Origin of the sequence: Mangrovibacillus sp. Mu-81 (genome assembly GCF_036867415.1) — a bacterium.
Lineage (GTDB): Bacteria > Bacillota > Bacilli > Bacillales > Bacillaceae_B > Rossellomorea.
The window spans coordinates 39973-57010 of sequence record NZ_JBAJHU010000018.1; the positions used below are offsets into that span (position 1 = coordinate 39973).

Consider the following 17038-nt stretch of genomic DNA (forward strand, 5'->3'; position numbering starts at 1 on the left):
ATCCGCATAGTATTTTACTGATTTTAACATAAAACACTCTCAAAATGTTGAATGAACATACCTTCTGCTTTCCAAAAGGGGAATATTCACTTACATTAAATGTTTCAACTATTAGTAAAAGGGAAAATGTATAGAAAACAAGGAGGTTGGATTGAAGTTATGAGACCTGAAGCTGGGATTGAAAATCATAGAAAAGGTTCTGAGATAAAGGAAATCTTTGAAGATGGATTACAGAGGGAACTTTCAACAGAGGAAAATTTGCTAATGAATAATTGGGTACAACACTTCACCAGTGAAGAAAGGGCGACAATCATCAATATGATGAAAGAACTGGTCAACAAGCATAAGCGTCATGACTAGTCCAGATGACATACAAAAGGAAAGTCCGTATTAGGACTTTCCTTTTGAGTATCATTCAGTTTATCATTATTGCAGATCATCTGTTTGTTCTAATAGACGATCGATATCGAATCTGTAAATGGGTGTGTTAATATCCTCGTTTGCAAGATCTGCGGTATCTTCCAGTATTTCATCAATATTCATACTTAAAATACCCCCTCGGTTGTTTAAATGATCTTCTTCATACATGTAAGAAGTCCTACTTTCATAGGATTCGTTCATGCTTGATCATTTTGTGGGGGTAGATACAACATTTAATTATATCATCATTGACGAAGAATTATTTGGTACTTAACTTTGGTTTCCTTTTTTTAAAAAGCATGAAACACCAAAACCCAGGAAGCATAATGGCCGCCGCTTGGGTTAGTTACGATCATCTCAGGTCATTTTAAACTGTTTCTGTGCTGTTTGTGTTATAAGTCGAATCTAATTTTTCAATTGCTTGAATCAACTTGCGGTCACTTTCTGTTTTGTGTTTCATAAAACTCATGGCTTTAAAGATAAACACAATCATCAACACGGTGATAAATAACGCAAATCCTAAATACAAGATACTAAAAAGTCCAAAGAAAACGCCTAAACCGTCCATTGCCACTCCTGTTTCCACTATTCTTCACCTCCTCAGTTCATTATAAAGACATATTATCCACCTTAACATTTATATTTCATTTACTTATACTGTACGCTGATATGAAGTGACATACTTCGAATTGATTGCCGTCGGGATCTTTGAATTCAAAATAAGTGACGTCTGCGTCTTTATGAATCTGACCAACCTCCACCTCTTTATCGATCAGCTTTAATCTTGTCTCTTCCAAAGCTTATGAGAACAAAATTGTTTTCGTTGAAGAAGCAAGGACTTCCCCCTCCTGAATGGTAATGGGGGTTTCTCCCGCCCCCACCTTAAACACCACGTAATGACCGGAATGGAAGATTTCCTCCAGTTCAAGCATCTCCTTATACCACATTCGTGCTTGATCCAATTGACTGACTGAAATATGTATAGTATCAATTTTTGAGAACATTCTCTAATCCCCCTGTCAGTTTAATTCTTTAATAGTGTCAGGTGCCCAACAAGTTGTTTGGCTTCCCACTTATCCATAGGCGGTAAGGCAATGACAGTAAGTGAACCTTCTTTGACTTCTGTCAATCCACTGTCACGGATGCTGAAGTAACCTTTACCTTCCAGCTTCTCCAGTTCAGCTTGATTTCCCTTTAGAATGATTTTTTTCATTCCTGTTTGCAGCCACTTCACGAAATCAGCCTGCCTATCCTGGAAAGATGTGTCGGTTGAAGCCAATTCAATTGTACTTAAGGTTGCTGCATGTGCCACCTGTGCGGCAGTTTTCCCTTTAGACATGTTCAATTCTCTATTTACAACAAAATATTGAACCAAATCTTTAGTGGACATCTACCTGCCTCCTTACATAAAAAAATATATAAATCAATAGTAGCTTTTCTCTTGGGAAATTGGAAATGGAAAGAGTTATTTTCTTCTGATTTTCACTATTTTTTGATCATTGACGGTAACCCGCACCTTTTCACCGACTCGAAAATCCACGTAACGGTCGCACTCCACACTGTAAATCACACGCTTCGATTCTTTGAATTTAAATGCACATGAAAATTGTTCTCCTTCAATGACTTCTTCGGTTTTTATTCCAATCAGGGAATTCTGGTTATTCTGGGGATAATATTTTTCTTTAATTGTCATCCACCGTTCATTACCCGCACTGATGGATACTTTGTAAAACACCAGCAGCGCTAAACAAGTTAGTAAAAAACAAAAGATCAATACCTTGATTCTATCCACTTTCATATATCTCCGGCCTTTCGGATTATTAATCAACAGAGCCATTATATGAAGGATTCAATAAAATGATGAAATTAAGTTTACTCTTGCACTTCCGGAAAAAATGAGTTAAAATTTAAAACTAACGAACGGTAGTTAGTTTTGTAACGGGGGCATTGATTGTATGAAACAAAACAATAAAGACCGCATTAAACAAGCTGCATTAGGTTTATTCGGAAAAAAAGGATATGAAGATACATCCCTGCACGAAATTGCATGCTCAGTTGGTATAAAGAAGCCATCAATTTATTATCATTTCGAAAGTAAGGAAGCAATATTCACTGCTGTATTAGAAGATTTGCTGATCACTGAAAAAACAGCATATCAACAGATTCGAGAACGTATGGAAAGCGGCTTTCCGAAAGAAAACCTTAGAAAGTTGTTCGATTTGTATTGTCAGCGTTTAGAGACTACAGAAGAAGCATTATTGTGGAAACGCGTCACATTCTTTCCGCCTTTACAATTTAAAGGGCTGATTGAAGAGAAGTTTTTTCAATTTGAACATTCAATTACATCTATTCTATTTGAGATTTTCGAAGATGGGCGTGAATTAAATATCTTTCGGGATGTTGACAAGAATGAGTTTGCTGCCTCTTTTCTATGTTTAGTGGACGGACTCTTTCTTGAGCATCACTACTATCGTAAAGGTCTATTTGAACAGAGAAAGAATTCTGTATGGAAAGTGTATACTTTAGGGATTTATAGAGGTAAAGGAGAATGAAGTATGGGTTGGATATATGTTATTATCGGCGGGCTGCTTGAAATCGGCTGGGCAACAGGTCTGTCTTTATCAAAAGGGTTTACAGAACCGTTGCCAAGCATCATCACTGCTTGTCTGATTGTCATAAGTTTTTATTTTTTCTCGAATTCAATGAGGCTCCTGCCAATCGGTACCGCTTATGCTGTTTTTACTGGAATCGGTGCTGCCGGTACCGCCATTGTGGGGATGACATTTCTTCAAGAAGAAGTAAATGTGTTGAAAATCGGATTTATTTCCCTTCTGATCTTTGGTGTAATCGGCCTCAAAATGAGTGATAAAGAGAATAACGAGCAAAGGAGGTCTGAAAAATGGCATGGATGATTTTGATTGTCGCAGGATTGTCAGAAGTCGTTATGGTGACATTTATGAAACTTTCGGATGGATATAAAAAATTAATTCCTTCATTCATCAGTTTCATTGCTGGTGCATTGAGCTTTTATCTGTTGTCCCTTTCACTTATCCATATTCCGGTTTCTACAGGTTACGGCATTTGGACAGGAATCGGCTCTGCTGGTGCTGTACTCATCGGCATGCTGTTTTTCGAAGAAGAGAAAAGCCCCGCAAGAATTTTCTTCATCAGCATAATCATCATAAGCATGATCGGCCTCAAGGCTGCTTCGTAAATATAATTAAAGTGTCTGGCTTGGCCAGACACTTTAATCAATGATCCCCTTGCCGACGATTTCCGTTTCAATCTTGGGTATGATAGTAATTTCAGGATAGTCTTCCTCCCATTTTACCTTTTCCCATGTTTTTGGATGAAAGGCTATCAGTTCTCTTCCTATTCCAAACAGATCGGCATTGGCGGCTTGAATTGTTTCAATGAGTTGTTCACTTTTCTTGGTTAAATCGTTTTCAATTTTTTTATTGATTTTCTTTAATGTTTTTTCTTCCGCCAGTTGGTCTGCAGGAAACTCACCTATCGATATACCTGCTGTCAGTCTGATCTCCACCTTAATATTTTGAGGAGAATCAGAGATGATTTTCATTTTTGATTCAGGGTTGGTGATGGTATACGCCACATAATCATCCAGCGGTAAATTGTTGCTGCTATCGATCTTTGTGACAAATCTTGCCCTTTTCGATTTTTTATTTGCAAGGATAAGATATAGTGTAGATTGTGGAACTGTCAGCTTGCCCACCATGGAATGTTTATGGAAGATTGCATTTCCTTTCATCACTACTTCTTCATTTTCCAATCCGATTAGCGGCAGGATAAAGTCTTTCCCTTCATCGAACATGATGGTACAGATGGTTTGCAGATTGTGTTCATCTACTTCAGTTGAATCTTCTGAGCTGTTGATCTGTTCCAGGAGATATTCAGAAATCAAGATGTTTTTTTGACTCAACTTCGAAAGAATGTCCCCTCCAAATCCATCCGCTATAGCAATTTTCGAAGAAATGGAACTTGCCGGATCCCTGTAGAAAACATCTAAAAACTGATAAATATCTTTTCTGGCTAAATCCTCTCCCAATAAAAATACCCGGTTTTTTGAAGGCTCAAAATTTCCGGAAACTTTACGATCCATCTTCATCCTCGTTTCCCTTATCGTTCTTCCCTCTCCCTGAATTTCTACATTTGTCGGGAATTCCCCCTGGAAGTCACGGATTATCGCGGTTGTCAAAATATTGCCATTTTCTGTAGAGTCAAAAGATGAAGAATATACCAGCCTTCCGTTTTTCAGCAATCGTTGATCCCAGCACCCTGTTAATGATACCTGAAGAAAAAGTAAAGCGGCTGCAGCCAAAAGCTTTTTGTTCAAGTACTTTCACCTTCCTTTATCTTGAATAGTATTGCCATTCCTAAGAGCAATATCGGGATAATCAGGACGAATACGTAGGAACCACTTATGACCCATTTATTAAACATCTCCATTTCCGATTCTTTTGAGGGCAAAAGAGCGATAATGTAGCCCAATATTCCCCAAAACACAGTACAGAAACCTCTTTTCAGCTTTTTAAACCTTTCAAATATATACCTGCAGCTTTCCGTACAAAGGAATAAATAACTGGTCAAGGATGTTATGACGTTTACGATCCAAAGTGATGCAAATAGCAGATCGACTCTTTCTATTATTTGCAGGTAAAGTGATTTGACATAATATAAGACCGGCTGAGGAATGATTTTTATTTCCGCAGGGCTGAACGTGACTAAGCACACCACTGTTAGGAAAAGATACACAAGCGTCACCGTCAAATTGGCTGTGCTGGCGGCCTTTATTATAGACCTCCCGCCATTATGGTTGAAATGCGGGTACAAAATTAAAAGAAGTTCAAAACCGAGCATGGAAAAGTATGCTTCTTTTGCTCCCTTTAACATCGCGATCCCTCCTGAAGCACCTACAGGGAAAAGATACCGCCAATCAACCGGATAGGTGAACAGTACAATGATCGAAACGATGATCAACAAAAAGATCAAGCCGGAAACGATAACATATACATTGCATATTTCCATAACTTTTTCTTTCCCTAATAAAACTGCCGGTGTAATCAGGAGAAGCATGATGACCCATTCAGGGGTAAGAATGAGTGCCCATGATTTAATGATGGCAGTCGAATACATCAAGATCAAACTGCTGACCAGAACCCCGTAGATGAGGTAACCAGAATTAATAAAGGTCCCGGCGAACTTTCCCAGTACCAGCTTGGAATACTCAAATAATGACTTTGAAGGGAACCTTTTACCGAGCAGCCACAATAGGGCAATGATGATTTGGATAATCCCGCCTGCTATCAGAATCGAAATCCACGCATCCGCCTTGGATGCTGAATATACATTGAAAGGAAGCCCGAGGACACCAACGCCGATTTGAGTCTGTATAATAAAAAAGGTTAACTGGACAGAAGTCAATCTAGTCTGCTTGTTCATCTTTTTTCCACCCTCTTGAGGCTGATGATGCCCTCCATTTGTATTGTACACCCAAGTCTCCCGGTCTCTTCCTGCTCATCCAAATCGGCACCCTGATGAATGTATCCAATAACCTGACGATATCCAAAGGGGCAACCGGATACAGGTAGTGATGTCCAAGTGACTTGAGCTTAATTAAGTGTATGAGAATTATCATCAGACCAATCACCATGCCAAATATTCCGAAGAACGCTGCCATCAGCATGAGCGGAAATCCTAATATCCTAAGTGCGGTGCTTAATTCATTGGAAGGAATGACAAAAGACGATATGGCTGTAAGCGCTACTACGATAACCATCGTATTCGAGACCAGGTTCGCTTCAACCACAGCCGTTCCGATTACCAGACCTCCCACTACACCGATGGTCTGTGCAATAGGGTTCGGCAGTCTAATAGAGGCTTCCCGCAGAAGCTCAAGTGTAAGCTGCATGATCATGGCTTCAATCAGAGGAGGGAATGGAACGTACTCCAATGAACTTTTAATGGAGAAAATAATCTCCACCGGGATGATTTCATAGTTGAATGAAATGACAGCGATATAAAAAGCAGGCAGACAAAGTGCAATGATAAAGCTGAATAGTCTGACGATCCTGAAAAATGAACTAATGAATGAACGGTTATTATAATCCTCACTTGTTTGAAGAAAACTAAAAAACGTCACCGGGAACAATAGGACCGTCGGACTCCCTTCCATAACAAGTCCCACTCTTCCTTCCATAAGATTTGCTGCAACCCGGTCCGGCCGTTCAGTATTCAAGAATTGAGGAAATGGTGAAAATGAGTTATCTTCCAAGTACTCTTCAAAATAACCGGGGGATTGAATGGAGTCGGCTTTTATGTAACTGATGCGATTTTCTATCATGTTTAATAATTCCGGGTCTGTCAGATCGGAAATATAAATTAAGGCATATTTCGTTTTAGTCGTCTCCCCGACAGTAGCGTATTTTACGGTCACTTGAGGATTAGATATCCTCTCTCTGATAAAATGAATATTCTTTGTGATACTTTCACTGAACCCCTGATGTGAACCCCGGATAACCTTTTCATTAAAAGGTTCATTGAGTGCCTCATCGATTTTCGGCATGCAGACCAGATATATGGTTTCATCTTCAGACATAATTGCACAGTGGCCATCGACCATAGCGTTCAGTGCCTCATCTATGCTATTTGTTTCGATGATTGAATTAACGCTAATAATGTACTTAAGATCTCCAGTGCTTTTTTCATTGATAGGCTTAATGATGTAAGATTGTAAGTTTTTATTATCAATGACGGAATCGATGAACAGAATCATAAGAGGCTTTCCGTTGAAAGTGAGCTCCCTTATTTTAAAATCATCTGTTTGAAATAGACCCTGCTTGATCTCCTCCACCTTTTCTTCAAGACTTTTTAAGGGTTTTTCTTCTGTATGAATCAGCTGTTTGACTCTGCGATTATTCTTTTTTTCAAATCCACTCATCCTGCCACCCTCAATTGGACTTATTTCTTGATAGGTTCTCCTTGAAATGGGCAGTTATTCATTTCTCCCGCGGCATATGGGGATATCCATGGAGAATCAAACAATAAAAGTTACAACCAAAACTGGTTATAACTTTTTTTATTATTCATGAAGATAAACGAGTCTTCCCCTTTACATCCCCCAGTCTAAGATTGTTCCTATGCCGAATGGATCATTTTCTCTTTTTTTATTAAGTATTCATTATACTTTCCATTATTATTGTAGTTAGAGAAACCATTCGTTAGGAGGCTGATACCTTGTTTAATCGGATATATTTCAAAAAACGGCTGGTGATATTTTTTGTTTTAGTTTTGGCCGGATGCAATGGAAGTCTGCCGACAAAACCTGATCAGAATGTACAGACAACCGCTGGGGAAAACAATCTGGAACTTTCTGTATATGAAGCTCTGGAGTTACAAGATGGCAGCCAGGGGACAGTATCGGGGTTTGTAGTCGGTCAGCCTATTTCAGAAACCACGATTCTCACAAAAGATTTCTCTAATGATTATGCAATCGGACTGGCTGATTCAGCAGATGAAACTGAGGTAGAACGCATTCTTTTTGTTCAAGTTTCGTCAGGATTCCGTCATTCTTTCGGATTGCAGAGCAACCCTTCGATACTTGGTGAAAAACTTTCCATTACAGGAACTTTGACATCTTATTTTTCCCGATCCGGATTGAAAGCCCCTGAAGAAATCGAGCTTGTAAATGATTCTGACCCTATTAAAGAACCTGAACCTGATCATCCCGATTCATCCCCAGAACTGGATGAATACTATAAGCAGGCAGAAGGAGTAAAAGGAAAAGAATTAGAACAAATCCTGCATGACATCATTGATGATCATACTGAACTATCTTACAGAGCGGTTTGGGAAGCTCTAAAGAATACAGATGAAGACCCTGATAATTCTAATCATGTCATCCTCTTCTATACAGGACGTTCCCAGGCAAAGAGTCAATATGGAGGCAGTACCAATGACTGGAATCGGGAACATGTTTGGGCGAAATCGCATGGTGACTTCGGTACATCACAGGGACCCGGGACAGACCTCCATCATCTGAAACCTACTGATGTCACCGTCAATTCATCCAGAAGCAACTTGGATTTCGACAACGGCGGCTCCCCTCATCCTGAAGCTCCAATGACATTTTACGATAAAGATTCATGGGAACCGAGCGATTCGATCAAAGGAGACGTGGCTCGAATGCTCTTCTATATGGATGTCCGATATGAAGGAGACAGCGGCGAACCCGATTTGGAGTTGAATAATTTGGTGAATAATAACAAAAAACCGCTTCATGGGAAATTGGCGGTGTTAATCGAATGGCATAAAGAAGATCCCGTGGACTCCTTTGAAGTGAACCGAAATGAGATTATTTATGATCAGTACCAGGGGAACAGAAACCCATTTATAGACCACCCGGAATGGGTGGAGAAGATTTGGGGAGGATCATAAAAATCGCTGTTAATGCTGATGCGGAAGAAATATGCTCTTTCACGTCAGATTTTATAAAGGATTTCTCGAAATGAACTATTTATAAAGAAAAAAACGGAAAAATATTGCATAATCATTTCATTTACAGGGCATTTTAATTCTTACGGAGGTGATAACCATGACAAACAACAACCAAAAGCCACAACAACAAAAAAACCAAGCTGAATTCGCGCAGGAACAAAACGCTGCTCAACAAGCTCGAAAAGCTGCTCAACAGCAACAGCAGCAACAAAACCAAAACAACAAATAATCAGACATATAATTCAAAAGAAGTATACTTAAAAGAGAAAGGGCCCAGTAAATCTGGGCTCTTTCTCTTTTTGGGATATGTTTCTGGATGGTGTCATACATATTGAAGTTAACCCTTGTTACTGAACGGCTTATAGGCAACTAAAACTGCGATTGACGCCGCAATGCAATTAATCATTATGCTGATTAGCGGGTGTCCGGAAAATCCGCCTTCAGTGTAGAAAAAAGTTAATATCAGCCCGGTCACAATGCTCAAGAATATGCTGGACGCCACAAACACCCCAGCAAAAATTAAAAACTTCTTAAAATAGCCCCACAAACCACTCACCCTATTCATCAGAAATCATCATGTTGGAATTGAACCAAAAAAACAGAGTACGTAAAGAACGTACCCTGTTTGAAGTTTACTATTTAATTACTTTTGAACGTTAGCTGCTTGTGGTCCGCGAGCACCTTCAACGATTTCAAATGTAACGTCTTGGCCTTCTTCAAGTGATTTGTAACCTTCACCCTGGATAGCAGAGAAGTGAACAAAAACATCGTCTTGACCTTCAACTTCGATGAAACCGAAACCTTTTTCTGCGTTGAACCATTTAACTTTACCTTGTAGCATTAAACAAGTACCTCCTAGTGCAGCTGCACATAAAAATATTAATATTCTTGCTTCGATTGAGCTCCAAGTCGAATGTTCTTCAATCATGTAAACTAACCGAACAAAAATAATTATTTATACTATAACAGACTGTTTATCAAAACTCAAGAATAGGAAAAAAATAGGACAAATTACCGTGCTTACTTGATTTTTTCCTTTTCTTTATCTCGGGAATGGATTTTCTTGATCATCCTGATCTGTCCCCGATGGTTAATTTCATCCTCAAATACATGAAACCATTTAAAGAAATTATTGCCCTTCTTTCCATACCACCAATCCGTTTCCAAAAACAGCCAACCTTCCGGCAAATCCCTGAAATGGTTTATCGTTTTACTTCTTGTCTCACTTAATCTGTCCAAATATATGCTGACGTCCCTCCCGTTTATCACTTCAGCCTCTTTCCCAAGGCTTAAAGCTGGTTCCAGAGTTTCCGCATATTGATCCAGTTCCTCGTCACTTAAATCTTTAAAGGTCAGAGCCTGATAGATTTTTTCCACTGCATCAAAATGAGCCAGAAGCATTCCAATCGAATTCGCTTCATTGTGAACCCGGTAGTCCAATTCCTCCACACTAAGATTTTCCACTTCCTGAACCGTTGTTAATCTTGCATAATCCATCATCGATACGAGAAGAGAAAAGTCTTTATTTAGACCACTTTTTTCTTTGATTAAAAAGATCGAATCCTGATCCATATAATGCCCCCTTTTTCTAATCCCTTATATAGTATTAGGTATAAGTTTTACATTTCCTGCCTTGCATTCTATTTCTGTTTTACACTTTATCAAATTTATCTGTGAAGAATGCTTGGATAAATGATAGAATAAAGTTCATCCATTCAGCATGGATGGATGATTGAAAAAAGCAGAGCCTGAAGGACTCTACTTCTCTACCACCTTATGTATCACTTGATCATCCAATCGACCTTTATCGTTAATGACTTCAATCGTGACAGCTTTCTCTTCTTTATCGTTAATCACTTTGACCAGCTCTTCTATTTTGTCCGGCTGTTTTATTTTGAGCGTGGCTTGAACATCATATTTTTCTGATTCCGCCGGATCCGAATCACTTTTCAATTCTTTATCGGAATATACCAAATCAGTCCCGACTGCATTCCTTATCGTACTTCCCTGAAGGAAGAAACGGGCTTGGAATGATGTATCCGGCTCCAAATTCTTGTCAGTAAGTATTCCGTGAAATGTGATCGTTCTTTCTTCTTTGTTGATCATCACTTTCCCATTTGTAATCATCTCTGCCGCATTACGGTTACAGCCAGATAAGATTATAACAATTAGGACGGTGATGACCAATATATTTTTCTTCAATAGTATGTCCTCCTGCAAAATGTGTCTGCCTTTTTACATTTTAACAGTCCGGGAATAGAAAATAAATCCACAAAGAATATTACTTCACTGCCATCTTATTGGTATGGATGGTTTTATTGCAAATGGCTTTTAGGATAAACATCTTTTCTTGAACACTCAGCATTCTCCAAGATTTTGCACGAATGATCATTTTAGTCCCTCCCGGTTACCTTTATTTGTATACTGTTTACCTCCATTTAAACGAATACAAACCAAACAAATACCGACAACAAGGAGAGTAATAGTTCTTTCTCCGACATATCTCTTTGCCGAAGAAAGCAAAACAGGGACATTTATGTCAAATTCAATTACATTTTGCAGATAAGATTAATTAAATTTTAGTGTTTGAGATGATTTTAATAAAATGATGAAGTATTCTTGCCGTCAGCCCCCAGATCACTTTGTCCTCATAGTAATAAAAATGCTCTTTCATGGACCTTGCCTGCCAATCATAATTTTCTCCGCCAGGTATCTTTTTATAAGGGAAATTCTCTTCAGGCTGTACCGAAAATTTAATGTCATATAGTTCCGGTTCCTTCTCCTGAAGGACATTTATTGGGGAAGTAAACACTTCCTCCACTTCATCCCCGTTCGGTTTCAAATCCTTTTTTCCGACATTCAATCTACCGGCGAAGGGGTAAATGATCGTGCCGAAAGGAGAGACCAGATAGTCCAGGGGATAAATATCGGTAATCAAATCCTGAGTTATCCCCAATTCTTCAGATGTTTCGCGTATGGCCGCTGACCTTGCATCTTTGTCACCTTTGTCGATCCTTCCGCCAGGAAAACAAATTTCACCCGGTTGTCGTCGCATGTTGTAGGATCTGACTTCAAACAAAATATGCGTTTCACCTTTCACCTCAATCAACGGCACTAAGATGGCATACTCCCTGAAGTTTTCACTCCCCAGTACCTTAGGGGTCCTGCTCTTTATTAAGTGAATGATGTCATCTACGTTCATTCCTTCACCCCCGATCAACTGTCTATCCATTATAATATGAACATCAAGAGTCACCAAATGATAAGATCCATTCTCAAAACATAAAAAAAAGGCTGGGGCAAATTTTTCCCCACCACTTTTCTTTAGTTCTGGGGGGCATGATTCTTTTCCCATCCCTGAATCCCATCGTCTTCTATGATCCCAAGTGTGACATCCGTTATGTCAGGGTCATTTGTCAATTGATCCTGAATCTCAAATTTAATGTCATCCGCCTGTGATAACGGCAGCCCCTTTTTCAATTCAAGATAGGATTCAACATGATAGTATCTTCCTTCCTGGGTGATCCTCATCTTATAAATATCCATGACCATTTCATGTTCAAGGATCTTCGCGGCAACTTTGTCTTCAACTTCTTTTGGTGCCGCAACTCCGATCAACCCGACCATGTTATCAAACCCTACTCTGAATGCCACACCGACCATCAGGAAACCGATGATGATTGTAACGATCCCATCCATCAGCTGAAACACTGTGAAATAGGAAACGATTACGGCAATTAGAGCCAGTGCAGCACCTGTCACTGCAACTACATCTTCATAAAAGACTAGTCTTGTTGGAGGAGATGCTTTCTTCACATTTTTGATTGCACCTGGTATGATACCCATGCCATTTCTAATATCCCTGGCTTCTTCACCTATTTCTTTCATCACCTTCACCAGGATCGCTCCATCTATAATGATATTCAGCAGCAGGATGGATACATTGAGCAGAATCCCCTTAACCTCTGCCGGATGAGAAAGCAGATGAATACCTTCCTTGATTGTTTCATAAGCCATGATGGATACAACAATCACGGCGATCATACAGAATAGATTGATAACACGCCCAAAACCCGTGGGAAACTTTTTCGTAGGTTCTTTTTCAGACAATACACTTCCGACAAAAACAAATCCCTGGTTAACAGAGTCGGCCAAAGAATGCATGGCAGAAGCGAACATCGCACCGCTTCCGCTGACAAAATAGGCAATCCCTTTTGCAATGGCAAGGACTGTATTTCCAATCATTGCATACAGGGAAGATTTATTCCCTTTTTTCACTAATCCCCATATTGTTTGCTTGCTCAAAGTATTCACCCCTGCTTCTCATTTTTCCTGTATTGTTATTTGAGTAATGATTATCCTTTCCCCTTCGGAGGACCTGTGCATGAACATAGTTCACTCTGAATTCATTCAATAAAGTTTAGTATCTCTCTACAGAGTAAGTTTCATAAGTGAATTGACGAACCTTTTCAGCTTTCTTATACTGAAAAAATATAAGGAATTCTTTGAAAGAAAATCTTCCACAAGAAATGGAGCACAAGAATGGATTTTACGATTCAACACCTTTCCTTCTATTTAATACATGTAGATGGAAAGGGAGAAGAAGCAGATAAGCATTTCAAGCACTTTCAGACACTTACTGGGCCACAGTATGAAGAAAGCCCCTTGAAGACATTTTTAGACGGAGAATTAACGAAAATCGTCAAAAGAAAAGTGGATCGTCACGCCAAGTCGGATTCAGCTCCAACAAAAATCGGACGATTCGTCGTAGAACCAGGGCACGAATTGACTTCCAATCCAAACTACAATTTATTTCATAAAACCAGGTTTGCTGAAAAAAAAGAATCGTTCCAGGAGACATGTGACCAAATCGTACAGATGTATATAGAGACAAGTGCCATCAGGGGTGGCGTCCTATTAGTCGCTACCGCGAAACTGACGAAGTTTTTCGATGACCCCTTTGTGTTCATCATGAAGTGCGATTTTGAACCGAAAGTTGCAAGAATCACAGATGAGTCAACGCTTATTCACAACGTGGAGATGGCAATCACGACTAAAAATATGAAATCGATCCAATATCCCTATATGCCCGAAGAGGGAATGATGGATTCAGCTGAACTGAAAATACACCAGGCATCCCACGCCCGTTACTTCGAGGACTTTCTTAAATGGGTTGAATATGAGAAATCAATGCCTGAAATCGTAAAGTCGCAAGTATACGGCATGGTTAAAGAACATATCGAAGAATCATATGTCGAAGCTAGTGATGAACGTGTTGAATTTGAACAGGCAATGGAAGAATGGGCAATCAGTCCAAAAAGGGAACTTCAAGAACGGTTCTCCACTGAGCAGGTAGTCGAGGCTGCTTCACAAATTGTCGAACATTCCCCAGAAGTGGAATTAAAAGTTAAGCTTGATCATGTTTCGATAAAAGCCCTTCTCTCCGACTTCGGGGATAGTATACATTTAGCGAAAGTGAACGGTAAATATATACTTATGATTGAAAGTGAATCCGTAATGTTTGAAAAAGGTTTTTCCCCCTTGGAATTTTTAAAGCCTGATGACCTGCATGATGTGATTCAGAGAATCGAAACAAAGGAATAGGTTAACCTCTTTTATTGTTTCGAGTCCATAGAAGATACCTTGTATTTAAAGATCTTTTATAAAATCAACTATTGTTTAAATGATAAAAATCAAATAAGATTAATTAGAATATTCTATCATTTTTTATATAGGAGAGCTGCTATGCTGAATAATAAAAAACTGAACGATATACGAACCCTGCAAAGTATCTGCGAAAAGCACGATAGGATTAAATTGAAATTGAATTGGGATATGCTTAAACAACGATCCATACTTGAAGATGATTATTTTCATTACAAAGATGAAACTCTAATTGGTTATCTTGCTCTTTACGGTTTCGGTGACCAGTATGAATTATGCGGAATGGTACACCCTGAATCAAGAGGTAAAGGAGTCTTTTCCCAATTGCTTTCGAAAGCGCAGAATTCTTTAAAAGATCGAAATGCCAGATCCCTTCTGATTAACGTGCCAGGTTCATCTGTTTCAGGAAAGTCATTCGCTTCTTCCATAAATGCGGTGTACGATTTCACTGAATATGAAATGAAATGGGAACCCCTTGATCAGCTCCCTTTGTCTGAAGGGTTGATGATAAGAGAAATGCAGGAAGACGATATTCCTTATTGCATCAAATTAGACATCGAATGTTTCGGGCAAAGTCATTCTGATGCTGAATCCATGGTTCGGCAGATTAGTAAGGAATCCGGACAAAGGAGGTTGATGATCGAAGCCGGCGGCAATACGGTCGGCAAAATCAGAGTGCAGCGAACACAGGATCAGAGCTTCATCTATGGTTTTGCTGTTGATCCTTTATATCAAGGTAAAGGAATTGGACAAAAGGCTCTCTCCCATATAGTCCGGGAAGAATCCCTATGGACACATAATATCTTCCTTGATGTCGCTGCTGCAAACACCAATGCGTTGAAGCTCTATGAAAAAAGCGGTTTTAAATCAATTTACAGCCAGGATTACTATCAATTCAACATTTGACTTTCATTCAGGGTGGCAATAAAGGCCTTTTACCACCCTTTATCAAGTGTAAAATTTATGATGTATAGACCAGCTGGATTCATCCTCAATAGTAAGAACACCGTGAGAATAGGCTGGCTGCCTGCGTTTATCTGCAGGTGAACCCGGATTGAACAATAATACGCCTTGATGATACCGTAAATAAGGAATATGGGAATGACCGAATATGATTAAATCAACGGCTTCATTACTGAAGGCCTCTTCTGCTCTTTTTTCAGTTGTCTTTCCTTTGCCATCTCCATGAACGATCCCTATATTAATTCCATGTAACACACGTGTTGTTTTCGTAGGGAGAATCTGCTTTAATTCCTCTTCATCCACATTTCCGGCCACAGCCGTCAATTCTCCGTATTCCTTCAAACTGTTGAATATTTCTACAGTCTGAAAATCGCCAGCATGAATAATCAGTTCACTTTCTTCCAAATCTTTGACAAGCACTTCAGGAAATTTCTTCCCTCCCCTTGTCATGTGTGTATCTGAAAGTACGGTTATTTTCATTCTTTACTCCTTTCGTGTTTCTGCATTTAGAATACCAAATTCCCGTCGTTCCGCCTAACGTTTCAAAACATACAGTCAGTGGAATGATGATATTATCAATCATAAATGAGGAGATAACATGCTATTTTCACTGCAAAATCAATTCAAGCGACCAAGAGGGCTGCTGGGTTGGATCGTCGGAAAGATAATGGAAGTTGATAATCGCAGAATCAATAAGTGGTCCCTTCATCAGCTGCACATACAAAAAGGAGACCATATCTTGGAAGTAGGCTACGGACCTGGTTATTGCATTAATGAAATCATACAATATGATTCCTGCACGACGATTGATGGAGTCGATATTTCTTCAACCATGAAAGAAGCTGCCCATCAAAAAAATAAAAAAGCCGTTGAAAAAGGCAGAGTGCGTTTGTTCGTCCACGATATCTCTCAATTTCGAATATATGATAAATATTATGATCACATTTTTTCAGTGAATAATTATCCGCTCTGGACTGACGTGAATAAATCTCTTTTCCATTTACATCAAATGCTCAAGCCAGGCGGAACCATGCTTATCACTGTACAGCCACGGGGAGAAGAAGAAAAAGACAGTACAGCACGCATTTACGCTGAACAAATTTCGAACGAATTGACCTGTGCAGGATTCAAAAACATTCAGATATCATATAAAAAATTCCGACCCGCGTTAACTGTTTCAGTGAAGTGCACAAAATGAAAACCCCTATTAAAATTATAAGTGGTTCTGTTTTGAAGTACAAAATATGAATTAACATTGCTTTTCGTATAGTAATTCGCACCAAAATTAAAAAGCAATTTGGCAAGAAAATCAAAAAGAATAATGAGGCTGGGATAAAACAATAAAACAACTACCTAAAGGCGAACATTATCAGTGATGACCACTGAATACCACTAATGATTTCCGTGCAAGACTTCGCTTTCCGCGGGTAGCCCGTGAGTCTCCTCGGCAAGTGCGTTGCACCCCTATTGTTGCAAG

At 39.2% G+C, this 17038-nt stretch carries 22 protein-coding genes; 9 read left to right on the forward strand and 13 right to left on the reverse strand.

All coding sequences use genetic code 11. The annotated features are described in order from the left end of the window. Positions 1–159 precede the first annotated feature (159 nt). Positions 160–360, forward strand: coding sequence for a hypothetical protein (locus V6B33_RS21035; RefSeq protein ID WP_334219612.1), 201 nt, complete (start codon positions 160–162; stop codon positions 358–360). A gap of 427 nt (positions 361–787) precedes the next feature. Here V6B33_RS21035 and V6B33_RS21040 read toward each other — a convergent pair whose 3' ends face one another. The 4 genes from V6B33_RS21040 to V6B33_RS21055 form a co-directional block, all read right to left on the reverse strand. After that, positions 788–1006: a hypothetical protein gene (locus V6B33_RS21040; protein WP_334219613.1), complete on the reverse strand. Its 219-nt coding sequence runs from the start codon at positions 1004–1006 to the stop codon at positions 788–790. Positions 1007–1220: 214 nt separating this feature from the next. Next, positions 1221–1424, reverse strand: coding sequence for a hypothetical protein (locus V6B33_RS21045; RefSeq protein WP_334219614.1), 204 nt, complete (start codon positions 1422–1424; stop codon positions 1221–1223). 20 nt (positions 1425–1444) lie between these two features. After that, positions 1445–1810 carry an aminoacyl-tRNA hydrolase gene (locus V6B33_RS21050; RefSeq protein ID WP_334219615.1) on the reverse strand — a complete coding sequence of 122 codons (366 nt, stop codon included), beginning with the start codon at positions 1808–1810 and terminating at the stop codon, positions 1445–1447. 75 nt (positions 1811–1885) lie between these two features. Beyond that, complete coding sequence (locus tag V6B33_RS21055) at positions 1886–2212, reverse strand: hypothetical protein (protein ID WP_334219616.1); 327 nt, start codon at positions 2210–2212, stop codon at positions 1886–1888. Positions 2213–2375: 163 nt separating this feature from the next. Here V6B33_RS21055 and V6B33_RS21060 point away from each other — a divergent pair, with 163 nt between their 5' ends. Genes V6B33_RS21060 through V6B33_RS21070 form a run of 3 tightly spaced genes read left to right on the forward strand, consistent with a single transcriptional unit; the run spans position 2376 to position 3634 of the window. Further along, positions 2376–2972, forward strand: coding sequence for a TetR/AcrR family transcriptional regulator (locus V6B33_RS21060; protein ID WP_334219617.1), 597 nt, complete (start codon positions 2376–2378; stop codon positions 2970–2972). A 3-nt stretch (positions 2973–2975) separates the two neighbouring features. Further along, a complete protein-coding gene (locus tag V6B33_RS21065) occupies positions 2976–3332 on the forward strand; it encodes a DMT family transporter (RefSeq protein ID WP_334219618.1) in 357 nt (118 codons plus the stop codon). Next, complete coding sequence (locus tag V6B33_RS21070) at positions 3320–3634, forward strand: DMT family transporter (protein WP_334219619.1); 315 nt, start codon at positions 3320–3322, stop codon at positions 3632–3634. Before V6B33_RS21065 ends, V6B33_RS21070 begins: the two co-directional genes overlap by 13 nt. A gap of 33 nt (positions 3635–3667) precedes the next feature. Here V6B33_RS21070 and V6B33_RS21075 read toward each other — a convergent pair whose 3' ends face one another. The 3 genes from V6B33_RS21075 to V6B33_RS21085 are packed head-to-tail and all read right to left on the reverse strand — an operon-like array spanning position 3668 to position 7378. Continuing rightward, on the reverse strand, positions 3668–4774 hold the full coding sequence (locus tag V6B33_RS21075) for a Ger(x)C family spore germination protein (protein WP_334219620.1): 1107 nt from the start codon (positions 4772–4774) through the stop codon (positions 3668–3670). Continuing rightward, a complete protein-coding gene (locus V6B33_RS21080; protein ID WP_334219621.1) occupies positions 4771–5880 on the reverse strand; it encodes a GerAB/ArcD/ProY family transporter in 1110 nt (369 codons plus the stop codon). Before V6B33_RS21080 ends, V6B33_RS21075 begins: the two co-directional genes overlap by 4 nt. Beyond that, the gene (locus V6B33_RS21085; RefSeq protein ID WP_334219622.1) at positions 5864–7378 is read right to left on the reverse strand and encodes a spore germination protein; all 1515 of its coding nucleotides are present in this window, start codon (positions 7376–7378) and stop codon (positions 5864–5866) included. The genes V6B33_RS21080 and V6B33_RS21085 overlap by 17 nt, the downstream gene beginning before the upstream one ends. 296 nt (positions 7379–7674) lie before the next feature. Between V6B33_RS21085 and V6B33_RS21090 the strand changes: the two genes are divergently transcribed. Together V6B33_RS21090 and V6B33_RS21095 are read left to right on the forward strand one after the other, a co-directional pair. Next, a complete protein-coding gene (locus V6B33_RS21090; protein WP_442915575.1) occupies positions 7675–8874 on the forward strand; it encodes an endonuclease in 1200 nt (399 codons plus the stop codon). Between the two features lie 157 nt (positions 8875–9031). After that, positions 9032–9163: a hypothetical protein gene (locus V6B33_RS21095; protein WP_334219623.1), complete on the forward strand. Its 132-nt coding sequence runs from the start codon at positions 9032–9034 to the stop codon at positions 9161–9163. Positions 9164–9577: 414 nt separating this feature from the next. Here V6B33_RS21095 and cspD read toward each other — a convergent pair whose 3' ends face one another. From cspD to V6B33_RS21120, 5 genes are all read right to left on the reverse strand, one after another. Continuing rightward, positions 9578–9775, reverse strand: coding sequence for a cold-shock protein CspD (gene cspD, locus V6B33_RS21100; protein WP_032088076.1), 198 nt, complete (start codon positions 9773–9775; stop codon positions 9578–9580). Between the two features lie 179 nt (positions 9776–9954). After that, positions 9955–10506, reverse strand: coding sequence for a DinB family protein (locus V6B33_RS21105; protein ID WP_334219624.1), 552 nt, complete (start codon positions 10504–10506; stop codon positions 9955–9957). A 186-nt stretch (positions 10507–10692) separates the two neighbouring features. Beyond that, positions 10693–11136: a hypothetical protein gene (locus V6B33_RS21110; RefSeq protein WP_334219625.1), complete on the reverse strand. Its 444-nt coding sequence runs from the start codon at positions 11134–11136 to the stop codon at positions 10693–10695. Positions 11137–11506: 370 nt separating this feature from the next. Then, complete coding sequence (locus V6B33_RS21115) at positions 11507–12136, reverse strand: NUDIX hydrolase (protein ID WP_334219626.1); 630 nt, start codon at positions 12134–12136, stop codon at positions 11507–11509. A 122-nt stretch (positions 12137–12258) separates the two neighbouring features. Beyond that, positions 12259–13248, reverse strand: a complete 990-nt coding sequence (locus V6B33_RS21120) for a cation diffusion facilitator family transporter (RefSeq protein WP_334219627.1) — start codon at positions 13246–13248, stop codon at positions 12259–12261. A gap of 228 nt (positions 13249–13476) precedes the next feature. On the opposite strand from V6B33_RS21120, the gene V6B33_RS21125 reads away from it, so the two are divergent. Further along, on the forward strand, positions 13477–14538 hold the full coding sequence (locus V6B33_RS21125) for a DUF3900 domain-containing protein (RefSeq protein ID WP_334219628.1): 1062 nt from the start codon (positions 13477–13479) through the stop codon (positions 14536–14538). Between the two features lie 141 nt (positions 14539–14679). Continuing rightward, a complete protein-coding gene (locus V6B33_RS21130) occupies positions 14680–15504 on the forward strand; it encodes a GNAT family N-acetyltransferase (RefSeq protein WP_334219629.1) in 825 nt (274 codons plus the stop codon). A 42-nt stretch (positions 15505–15546) separates the two neighbouring features. On the opposite strand, the gene V6B33_RS21135 is transcribed toward V6B33_RS21130, so the two are convergent. Next, entirely contained in the window at positions 15547–16041 is a 495-nt protein-coding gene (locus V6B33_RS21135; protein WP_334219630.1) for a metallophosphoesterase family protein, read from the reverse strand. Between the two features lie 118 nt (positions 16042–16159). Between V6B33_RS21135 and V6B33_RS21140 the strand changes: the two genes are divergently transcribed. After that, on the forward strand, positions 16160–16759 hold the full coding sequence (locus tag V6B33_RS21140) for a class I SAM-dependent DNA methyltransferase (RefSeq protein WP_334219631.1): 600 nt from the start codon (positions 16160–16162) through the stop codon (positions 16757–16759). Positions 16760–17038: the final 279 nt, after the last annotated feature.